Raw genomic sequence first — 9,285 nt, forward strand, 5'->3', positions numbered from 1 at the left:
TCGAGATCGACGCCGTCGCGCTCCGGCGGAAGAGACAGGGATAGCCACGATGCCCGACCGCCCGTTCACCGACTGGCACACACACATCTACCTGCCCGAACACCTGGGCCCGGTATGGACCGACCGAGGAACCGAGCTCGTCGGGCGGCCAGGCTTCGGCCGCGCAGACCTCGCCGAACACACCCGGGTGATGGCGGAGTCCGGCGTCGAGAGGTTCCTGGTCCTCGGCCTGCAGGTGGCCCGGATCGGAATGAAGGTGCCGAACGACTATGTCGGCGAGTACCTCGACGCCAACCGGGAACGGGCGATCGGGGTCGGCAGCGTCGACCCGACCCAGCCCGGCGCGGCGGACGAACTCCGTCGCGCCGTGCGCGAATACGGCCTTCACGGGGTGAAACTCTCACCGCCGTATCAGGGTTTCCATCCGCACTGCGACGAGGCCTACGAGGTCTATCGTGCTGCCGCTGATCTCGGCATCTTCCTCATGTTCCACCAGGCGAGCGTGTTCGCGCCCGACGGGTGCAACGAATACGCGTACCCCATGTTTCTCGACAAGGTCGCCCGCGAGTTCCGGGACACGAACATCCTCGTCGCACACTTCGGGAAGCCGTGGATGAACGAGACGGTCGAGCTGATGATGAAGAACCGCAACGTCTTCGCCGACGTATCGACGCTACCGGTGAAGACCTGGCAGCTCTACAACGGGCTCCGGCTCGCCATCGAGGGCCATGTCACCGACCGCCTTGTGTTCGGCTCCGACTTCCCGTCATTCTGTCCGAAAGAGTCCGCCGATCAGTTCCTGGCGATCTCGGAACTCGACATGCCACTCCCGATCCCACACGACGTGGTCGAGGATATCCTCTACAACCGGCCGCTCGACATCATCCTCCCGAAATAGCCCCCACTCAGCGGGCCGATGTGATCACCAGCGATCCACCCCCGCCCCGAATCCGGAGACCGCAATGAGTACTCTCGACGGCACTTCCTCCCCAAGGGCAATTACGGACAGGCCCAACGACGATCTTGTTCGCCAACGGCGCCGCGTCTATATCGCCAGCGCGATCGGCAGCACGATCGAGTACTACGACTTCCTCATCTACGCGACCGCGGCGAGCCTGGTGTTCGCCCCGGTGTTCTTCGCGGGATCGTCGCCGGCCGTGGCGCTCATCGCCTCGTTCGGCACGCTCGCCGTCGGATACCTCGCCCGCCCGCTCGGTGGAATCATCTTCGGCCACTTCGGCGACCGGTTCGGCAGGAAATCCTCGCTCATCTGGACCCTGAGCATCATGGGGGTGGCAACCGTATCGATCGGATTGCTGCCGACACCCGACAAGATCGGCGTGCTCGCCCCGATCCTGCTCGTGGTACTCCGTCTCATACAGGGAATCGCCGTCGGCGGTGAATGGGGCGGCGCCGTCTTGATGGCTGTCGAACATGCGAACACGAAGTCCCGCGGCTTCTACGGCAGCGCAACCCAGATGGGAGCCTCGGCCGGACTCCTACTGTCCTTCGCGGCCTTCGCAGCGCTCGGCGGGCTCTCCGAGGACCAGTTCCTGTCCTGGGGTTGGCGTCTGCCCTTCCTCGTGACGGTCGTCCTCGTCGGAATCGGCATGTACATCCGGGTCGGCGTACGCGAGAGTCCCGTCCTGCTGGCCGAGAAGAAGGAGCGTAACGAAGAGGAGCCGCGCCGCGCGCCGCTGTTCGCGCTACTTCGGGAACGCCGGGGTCGCGTGCTGCTCGGAATTGGCGTCTACGCCGGACCGTTCATGGCGTACGCAGTGGCGACGTCACTGCTGGTGACATACGCGCACAAGGACTTCGGGATCCCGCGCCAGACGCTGCTCAACGCGATGATGATCGGTACGGCTGGCATGCTTCTCACTGTGCCGTTGTTCGCGTGGCTCTCCGACCGATACGGCCGGCGACCGGTCTACGTCACCGCGGCCCTGCTCACGGCGATCCACGCGTTCGCGATGTTCCCATTGGTGACGTCGGGAAGCTTCCCACTGATCCTGCTCTCGTATGTCATCAGCATGACCGTGCTCAACGCGGCGGCGAACGGCCCGGTCCCCGCACTGCTCGCGGAGCTGTTCCCGACGGCGTCCCGCTACACGGGCGTATCCCTGTGCTACCAGTTCGCCGGCATGATCGGTGGCGGCCTCGGCCCGCTCCTCGCTGCAACCTTCATCGCGCCGGGAGGCCCGGGCAGCATCGCGGTTTCCGTGATGATCTCCGCGCTGTGCATCGTGGCCGCGCTTTCTGTCAGCGCACTCGGTGAGACCCGGACCGTCGACCTACGCACGGCGTGAGCGCCGCAGTAGGAAACAGGCGGTCCTCGCGACTGGGACGGCCAAGACAGGGCTGAACCCGAGAAAGAGCAGATCCCAACCAGATCGTACAAACGAAAGACGAGGTCGAAATGATCGACTACTTGAATCCAGCCGACCTGGGAGATTTCAGCCCGCAGGGGCTGTCGTCCGGTACCGCGACCGACGTGTTCGTCTATGCCGCGGGCCTCGCGATCGACCCCGAGACCATGGCGAGACGTAAGGAGGCGGAATCGATCGCCGACGAGACCCGGATCTGCCTCGAGAACGTCGCCAGGATCTTGGCGGACGCAGGCCTCACACTGCGAGACGTCGTCAAGACCACCTGCTACCTGCAGGACGACGCACATCGCTTCGAGTTCCTCGATGCATACAAGGGCGCTTTCGGTGAGGGACCATACCCGGCACGGTCGACGTTCGTCCTCGGTATCGCCTCGAACCTGCGTGTTCAGATCGAAGCCGTCGCGGTACGTCCCGACGCAGCCTGAGTCGGTAACGAACGCCGACGGTCGGACCACGTTCATCGGTGTCGACCGGAACCTCGCAGAAGGACTGGGAAATGACAGAATTCGATAAAATCCGCATCGAGCGCCACGACGACGGCATTCGGGTTCTCGTACTCGACGACCCGGAGAAGCGGAACGCCATCGGCCCCGCCATGCGCCTCGAGCTACTCGACGCAGCGGACCAGCTGTCCACCGACACTGAAACGCGGTGCCTGGTGGTGACCGGATCCGGGACCTCCTTCTGTGCCGGGGCGGATCTCATGGCGATCTTCGGCGTGAACGGCGCGACCCCGTCGAGCATGCGGGCCCGTCAACTGTCGTACTACGAGAGCTTCCTGTGGCTGCGGGAGCTTCCATACCCGACGGTTTCCGCCGTCAACGGTCATGCGATCGGTGCAGGGTTGAATCTCGCGTTGGCATGCGACATCACCATCGCGGGGCCGAACGCCAGATTCGGCGCCACCTTTGCGAAAATGGGCTTGCATCCGGGAGGCGGATGCACCTATTTCCTGACGCAGAAGCTGGGGCGGGGACGTGCACTACGCACGGTTCTCCTCGGCCGCACACTCGACGGCGTGCAAGCCCATGACGAGGGACTCGCAGACGTCTACGCCGATGACCCGCTCGGAGAAGCGTTGACTCTCGCACATTCGGTCGCGGATCTGCAGCCGTCGCTCGCTCGCGACATGAAACAAGCCGTGAATCTCGCCGCCGAGAATTCCTTCGACGTGACGCTGGGATTCGAGTCCTGGGCTCAGGCAGCCAGTGCGTACAACCCCGGTGTCCAGGACGCGATTCGCGCCGCGGGCCGCACCACGTCATCCCGATCCAGCTAGGAGAAACGAACAATGATCGACCTGGGCAAGTTCAAAGACATCATGGCGTATGCACCAGGCCCCGCCACAGTCGTCACTGCCACCGGTGACGACGGCAGGCACCAGGGTCTGACGATGTCCGCGGTGTGCTCTGTCTCGCTGGATCCCCCGCTCGTCCTCGCATGCCTCGACCACGGGTCGAACACCCTGCAGGCGGTGCGTTCGTCGGGATCCTTCACCGTCAACTACATCGCCGACGGCCACGAGAGCGTCGCGCTGGCCTTCGCGGTCAAGTCGGACTCGAAGTTCGACGGACATGCATGGTCGGCCCCAGACGGAGGACTGGGCGGGCCGGTGCTCGCCGAGAACACCGCGGCGTTCGCAGTGTGTCGGGTCGAGCAGATGGTCGAGGCCGGCGATCACACGATCGTGGTCGGTGCCGTGGTCGACGGGGGAGTCCGCGAGGATTGCCATGCCCTGGCCTATGCACGCCGGGAATTCTTCACGGCCGTCGGATCGCAGGTATGACCCGATACTCGTTGACGATCAATCGAGGAGAGTCCATGGCGCACAGCGACATCACAGTCGGCGTTCTGGTCGGAAACCCGCGGCCGGCATCGCGGACGGCAACCGTCGCACTGGAGGTGGGCCGTCAAGTCGCCGATGCGGTCGGAGGCAGGGTCGGCCCTGTCGTCGATCTGGCGATGCACGGCGGGGACGTTCTGGACCCCGACTCCGCGACGGTGCAACGGGACATGGAGCTCGTCAGCGGAGTCGACACCCTCATCGTGGTCTCGCCGACCTACAAGGCGACCTACACGGGCCTGCTCAAATCCTTCTTCGACCGTTTCGGCTCCGTCTCACTCGACGGCGCCGTAGCGGTGCCCGTGATGGTGGGCGGTGCCCCACACCATGCCATGGCCGGCGAGGTCCACCTCCGACCGCTGCTGGTCGAACTGGGTGCCGTCGTGCCCACTCGGAGTCTCTACGTCGTGGACTCCGAACTCGACCACCTCACGGACACGGTCAGCGCCTGGCTGTCCAGGGAAGGTGCCTCGCTGACGAACGCACTGCGCACTGCGCCGGCGTAAATGAACACGGGACACCCGGCGACACCGCCGCCCCAAGTACCTCGAAGGAACAATCATGCCCGATATACCCGGCCCCGCCCGACGGGCACTCGGTTCGTTCGCTCCGAAGCTGGCCGAACTCACCGACGACACCTTGTTCGGCGACATCTGGAAACGTCGTGAACTGACACCTCGAGACCGAAGCCTCATCACCGTCGCTGCCTTGATCGCGCTCTACCGCTCCGAGCAGCTGCCCTTCCATCTGCGGACGGCACTGGACAACGGTCTCACCGTCGAAGAACTCGTGGAAGTCGCCACTCACCTCGCGTTCTACTCCGGCTGGCCCACCGCGATGACGGCAGTCCAGATCCTTCGGGACCTCCCCGGCCCCGAAGCCTCTCGATAGGTTGGCCGGGCGCACATAGCATGCCGACTGGTACGAATGTATACTTGATCGGTACGCCGACGAGCCGTGGGTGTACTGGACGTGCCGTAGCATCGCGCCTACCCGCTCCGCGCAGAGTGTTCGAGATGGACGGCGCACTCGGCGATGGACGGCGGGCTGAACGGCCAGGGAGGAAGTTTCGTGGCGAGGCCTAAGGTTTCGAGTGGCAAGACGAGTGGCCGTAGGGTCCGCGACCCCGAGGGAGCTCGGCGTGCCCTGCTCGAAAACGCGGTCGAACTTTTCGAGCGGAACGGATACGCGGCAACGTCTGTCCAGAGCATCGTCGATGCGGCGGAGCTGACCAAGGGCGCCTTCTATCACCATTTCGAGAGCAAAGAAGACCTGCTCTACCGGGTGCACGACGAGTTCATCAACTATCAGCTCGGGCGTGCGCGCAGTGTCATGGCGGACAAGGAACAGAGTCCGGATCAGATCCTGCGACGACTGATCACCGAGGCGTTACTCGAACCGATGTCGATCTACAAGGCAGAGATCACGGTGTTCATGCAGGAACGGAAGTTCCTGCCCACCGATGTCTTCGCCGAGATCCAGCAGAAGCGTGACGAGTTCGAGCGATTCTTCGTCGACGTGATCGAGCGCGGCATGCAGGAGGGTGTGTTCCGACAGAAGGGCCCGGCACGACTGGTGGCATTCGGGATCATCGGCATGGGGGCGTGGACACACGTCTGGCTGGACCTGAAGGGCTCGGTAACCCCCCGTGAAATCGGCACCATCTACGCCGACATCCTCATCGACGGACTGATCGAGCGACCAGCGGACGCCTGAGCTGCACTCTTCGACCACCCGGCCTCCACGAATGTCCCTTCGTGGAGGCCGTGCTCGCTAGCGCCTACCGTGATGCGCCGGGTTCGCGGTATCCGGGTGAACCGCGGTCCCAGCGGTATCGTCGCGATCTCTTGACCCCCTGACGCGTAGTGCGGTAACGTCATCTCACAACATTACGTACCGCCCGGTTAGTATGTAGGCGCAGATGAACTTCGTTTATCTGTTGAGCCGGCGGCACACTTCCTGGCTGGAAGGCGTTCCTCTGTTGCCGAGAAGCCTCACGCACCGGACGCGCTCCAGCCTGAATCAGTGACTCCGGGCGGTCGTTCCCCGAGATATCCGAGATCGGTGCTCCGTTCTTGAGAGCGATGAGAACCCCTCTATCCGTACGACATTGAGGATTGGATCATGCCAGCAGAACTACTCGGTGACGTTCCGAACGCGAATACCGTGACGGCGGGCGCGGTGCAGCCGGTCGGGGTCGGGCGGTAGAGCATCATGGACACCTACGACTACATCGTCGTCGGCGGCGGAACCGCCGGGTGCATCATTGCTGCGCGACTCACCGAGGATCCCGAGGTCCGGGTCCTGCTCCTGGAGGCCGGCGGCTCCGAGCGACGACCAGACATCGAGAACCCAGGTGCCTGGCCGAGTTTGGCCGGCAGCGAGCTGGATTGGAACTACGCGACGGTTCCGCAGAAGGCTCTCGGGCGGACGGTCCCCGCGACCCGCGGCAAGGTCCTGGGCGGCTCGGGCTCGATCAACGTCATGGCGCACCTGCGGGGACACCGAGTCGACTACGACTCATGGGCCGCGGAGGGCGCTGAGGGTTGGGACTACGACTCGGTGTTGCCCTACTTCATGCGCTCCGAGGACGTCCCCGACGGCGACCCCCGATTCCGGGGTCGGGGCGGACCACTGGCGCCGCGGCCGATCGACTCGCCCCACCCGTTGTCACTCGCCCACGTCGAGGCCGCGCGGCAGGCGCAGCACGCCGTCGCAGCAGACCTCAACAGTGGCGAGTTACTCGGGGCAGCGTGCCATGAGTTGCTGATCAGCGGGAACCGGCGACAGAGCACCGCGAGCGCCTACCTCAGGCCGGCGCTCGGCCGGACAAATATGACAGTTCGCACCGGGGCGATCTGTCGACGCCTCGTCATCGTGGGCGATCGCTGTCGCGGGGTGGAGTACACCTGGGACGGCCACTCGATCCGGACCGCGGCGGCCGGCGACGTTGTCTTGTGCGCCGGTGCAGTCGATTCCGTGCGGCTGCTGCTGCATTCGGGCGTCGGACCGGTCCGAGACCTCGAGTCGGTCGGCGTGCAACCGGTGATCGATTCGCCGGAGGTCGGCCTGAACCTGCAGGACCACATCCTGCTGGCGGGAGTCCGGATGCGCGCGGATCGACAGCTGCCCCCACCGAGTGGAAACTACGCCGAGTCGACGCTGTTCGCGAAGACGAACCCGTCTCAGACCCGGCCGGAGCTGCAAATCGTGCAGATCCAGGTCGACTACCACACGCCGTGGCAACGGCCAGCCGAGAACAGTTTCACCTTCGGGATCGGGCACATGCGCCCGCGAAGCCGCGGAAGCATTCGCCTGGCGTCTTCCGACCCGGAAGCGCCGCTGCTGATCGATCCGAAATACCTCAGCGACCCGTACGACATCGAACAGCTCATCGCCGGAATCGAGGTGGTGAACACACTCGCCGAGACGAGCGCATTCGACGAATGGGGTGGCACTTCCGACGCCCCCGCACTACTTCGCCTCGACCGCCCGGAGTTGGAGAAGGCGATACACGACAGTGTCAGCAGCTTCTTCCACCTTTCGGGAGCCTGTCGCATGGGCACTGACGCGACGGCGGTGGTCGATCCGCACCTTCGGGTGCGCGGCGTCGACGGGTTACGCATCGCAGATGCGTCGGTCATGCCGAGCATCGTCTCGTGCAACACGAATGCTGCGACCGTGATGATCGGTGAGAAGGCCGCCGATCTGCTGTGCGGCAGACACGCGGGGTGAATCCGGGCGCGGTCCCACGAATCAGCTGATTCGACGGTGATTTGCCTCTGGCGCCCCAAGTTTTCGGCAGCTACACTACGTACCAACCGGTCGGTAGGACCGATTGCACCACTCGACGAAGGAGGAGAGATGCACACCGGCATCACTCTCGTATTTCAGAACATCGACGGAAACGTCTCGGACGCGGAGACCTACCGCAACGAGCTGGACCTCGCGCTGCGGGCAGAGTCCGCCGGATTCGATTCGGTATGGACCCCAGAACATCACTTCACTGCCTACGGCATGACACCCGATGTCCCGCAGTTCCTCTCGTGGCTTGCGGCCAAGACATCCACGGTCAAACTGGGGACGATGGTGTCCGTTCTTCCCTGGCAGGACCCGGTTCGGACCGCCGAGAACTTCATCCTGCTCGACCATCTCTCGGGCGGCCGCTCGATGCTCGGCATCGGCCGAGGGCTCGGCCGGGTAGAGTTCGACGGCTTCCGGGTGGAGATGGGCAAGTCCCGCAGGCTCTTCGCGGAGTATGCCGAAGCGATCCTGAACGGTCTCGAGTCCGGCGTCATCGAAGCCGACGGCGAACTGTACAAACAGCCGGCCATGGACCTGCGCCCCGCGCCGTATGCGTCGTTCCGCGGTCGCACCTTCGCATCGGCGGTGTCTCCGCAATCAATCGACCTCATGGCAAGTCTGCAGGTCGGGCTGATGGTCATCGCGCAGAAGCCCTGGGGCAAAGCCGAAGCCGAGATGCGCGACTACCGTGCCCGTTACCTCGAGATCAACGGCGAGGAGCCGGCCAAGCCGATCATCTGCGTCTTCGTCGGAGTGGGAGAGACAGAAGCCGAGGCCCGGCAGATGCGCGATGTGTACCTCCGGCGCTACGCCGAGTCGACCGTCGAGCACTACGAATTCGACAACGTCGGCTTCGCGAAAATTGAAGGCTACGAATACTACGCCGGGCTGAGCCGCAACATCGAGAAGCACGGAGTCGACGGCTTCTGCGACTTCCTCGCCGATCTCCAGGTGTGGGGAACGCCGGATCAGGTCGTCGACCGGATTCTCGAGTATGTCGATCGACTGGACGCGGGCGGGGTCCTGATCGCACCGTCCTTCGGCGGCATGGCGCCCGAAGTGTCATCCCGAAACTTCGAACTGCTCGCCTCCGAGGTGCTTCCGCGCCTCAAAGCCCACGATGTGGGCGGCGAACTCGGTGTTACCTACGGTGTCGACCGCACACTGACGCCGACGTCATAGCAACTCTCGGCTTCTCGGGGCCGAACCGTCCATAAGTGTTCGTCGAGTCGGCGGCACCTACAAACG

The 9,285-nt window shown here is 64.3% G+C and carries 10 protein-coding genes; all 10 read left to right on the plus strand.

Annotated elements, in window-relative coordinates:
• On the plus strand, positions 1-898 hold an 898-nt coding region (locus tag AZG88_RS16915; protein WP_231914044.1), incomplete at its 5' end, for an amidohydrolase family protein.
• A gap of 64 nt (positions 899-962) precedes the next feature.
• Positions 963-2,309, plus strand: a complete 1,347-nt coding sequence (locus tag AZG88_RS16920) for an MFS transporter (protein ID WP_061698320.1) — start codon at positions 963-965, stop codon at positions 2,307-2,309.
• 110 nt (positions 2,310-2,419) lie between these two features.
• The gene (locus AZG88_RS16925; protein WP_061698321.1) at positions 2,420-2,815 is read left to right on the plus strand and encodes a RidA family protein; all 396 of its coding nucleotides are present in this window, start codon (positions 2,420-2,422) and stop codon (positions 2,813-2,815) included.
• Positions 2,816-2,886: 71 nt separating this feature from the next.
• Positions 2,887-3,669: an enoyl-CoA hydratase-related protein gene (locus AZG88_RS16930; protein ID WP_061698327.1), complete on the plus strand. Its 783-nt coding sequence runs from the start codon at positions 2,887-2,889 to the stop codon at positions 3,667-3,669.
• Between the two features lie 12 nt (positions 3,670-3,681).
• Positions 3,682-4,176 (plus strand): flavin reductase family protein, encoded by a 495-nt coding sequence (locus AZG88_RS16935; protein ID WP_009475734.1) that lies wholly within the window; start codon positions 3,682-3,684, stop codon positions 4,174-4,176.
• 35 nt (positions 4,177-4,211) lie between these two features.
• Positions 4,212-4,739: an NADPH-dependent FMN reductase gene (locus AZG88_RS16940; RefSeq protein ID WP_061698322.1), complete on the plus strand. Its 528-nt coding sequence runs from the start codon at positions 4,212-4,214 to the stop codon at positions 4,737-4,739.
• A gap of 55 nt (positions 4,740-4,794) precedes the next feature.
• A complete protein-coding gene (locus AZG88_RS16945; RefSeq protein ID WP_061698323.1) occupies positions 4,795-5,124 on the plus strand; it encodes a carboxymuconolactone decarboxylase family protein in 330 nt (109 codons plus the stop codon).
• Positions 5,125-5,304: 180 nt separating this feature from the next.
• A complete protein-coding gene (locus tag AZG88_RS16950) occupies positions 5,305-5,949 on the plus strand; it encodes a TetR/AcrR family transcriptional regulator (RefSeq protein ID WP_231914045.1) in 645 nt (214 codons plus the stop codon).
• 498 nt (positions 5,950-6,447) lie between these two features.
• Positions 6,448-7,968, plus strand: a complete 1,521-nt coding sequence (locus AZG88_RS16955) for a GMC family oxidoreductase (RefSeq protein WP_061698325.1) — start codon at positions 6,448-6,450, stop codon at positions 7,966-7,968.
• Between the two features lie 129 nt (positions 7,969-8,097).
• Positions 8,098-9,219, plus strand: a complete 1,122-nt coding sequence (locus AZG88_RS16960) for an LLM class flavin-dependent oxidoreductase (RefSeq protein WP_061698326.1) — start codon at positions 8,098-8,100, stop codon at positions 9,217-9,219.
• The last annotated feature ends 66 nt before the right edge of the window (positions 9,220-9,285 follow it).

The sequence above is a fragment of the Rhodococcus sp. LB1 genome, assembly GCF_001583455.1.
Lineage (GTDB): Bacteria > Actinomycetota > Actinomycetes > Mycobacteriales > Mycobacteriaceae > Rhodococcus_F > Rhodococcus_F opacus.

Excerpts from the sequence above, each read along its gene's own strand:
- AZG88_RS16920 (WP_061698320.1), top strand. The coding sequence starts at position 963 with ATGAGTACTCTCGACGGCACTTCCTCCCCAAGGGCAATTACGGACAGG.
- AZG88_RS16925 (WP_061698321.1), top strand. The coding sequence starts at position 2,420 with ATGATCGACTACTTGAATCCAGCCGACCTGGGAGATTTCAGCCCGCAG.
- AZG88_RS16930 (WP_061698327.1), top strand. The coding sequence starts at position 2,887 with ATGACAGAATTCGATAAAATCCGCATCGAGCGCCACGACGACGGCATT.
- AZG88_RS16935 (WP_009475734.1), top strand. The coding sequence starts at position 3,682 with ATGATCGACCTGGGCAAGTTCAAAGACATCATGGCGTATGCACCAGGC.
- AZG88_RS16940 (WP_061698322.1), top strand. The coding sequence starts at position 4,212 with ATGGCGCACAGCGACATCACAGTCGGCGTTCTGGTCGGAAACCCGCGG.
- AZG88_RS16945 (WP_061698323.1), top strand. The coding sequence starts at position 4,795 with ATGCCCGATATACCCGGCCCCGCCCGACGGGCACTCGGTTCGTTCGCT.
- AZG88_RS16955 (WP_061698325.1), top strand. The coding sequence starts at position 6,448 with ATGGACACCTACGACTACATCGTCGTCGGCGGCGGAACCGCCGGGTGC.
- AZG88_RS16960 (WP_061698326.1), top strand. The coding sequence starts at position 8,098 with ATGCACACCGGCATCACTCTCGTATTTCAGAACATCGACGGAAACGTC.